1 protein-coding gene is annotated in these 707 nt (G+C 68.3%); it reads left to right on the top strand.

The features are described 5' to 3' along the window. On the top strand, positions 1 to 707 hold a 707-nt coding region (locus tag KUM38_RS27745; protein ID WP_254397850.1), incomplete at both ends, for an alpha-amylase family glycosyl hydrolase.

Below are 707 nucleotides of genomic sequence, written 5' to 3' on the forward strand. Positions count from 1 at the left end.
GTGCTGCTGGCCGAGGCGAACCAGTGGCCGGAGGACGTCGTCGACTACTTCGGCGACTACGCCGCCGGCGGCGACGAGTGCCACATGGCGTTCCACTTCCCGGTCATGCCGCGCATCTTCATGGCGGTCCGCCGTGAGTCCCGCTACCCGGTCTCCGAGATCCTGGCCAAGACCCCGGCCATCCCGTCGGGCTGCCAGTGGGGCATCTTCCTGCGCAACCACGACGAGCTGACCCTGGAGATGGTCACCGACGAGGAGCGCGACTACATGTGGGCCGAGTACGCCAAGGACCCCCGCATGCGCGCCAACATCGGCATCCGCCGCCGGCTCGCCCCGCTGCTGGACAACGACCGCAACCAGATCGAGCTCTTCACCGCCCTGCTGCTGTCCCTGCCGGGTTCGCCGATCATCTACTACGGCGACGAGATCGGCATGGGCGACAACATCTGGCTCGGCGACCGCGACGCGGTCCGCACGCCCATGCAGTGGACCCCGGACCGCAACGCCGGCTTCTCCTCCTCCGACCCCGGCCGGCTGTTCCTGCCGACCATCATGGACCCGGTCTACGGCTACCAGGTCACCAACGTGGAGGCGTCGATGGCCTCCCCGTCCTCGCTGCTGCACTGGACCCGCCGGATGATCGAGATCCGCAAGCAGAACCCGGCGTTCGGCCTCGGCTCCTACACCGAACTGCCCTCCTCCAACCC

This window comes from Streptomyces sp. AC558_RSS880 (assembly GCF_019049255.1).
In the GTDB taxonomy this organism is placed as follows: Bacteria; Actinomycetota; Actinomycetes; order Streptomycetales; family Streptomycetaceae; genus Streptomyces.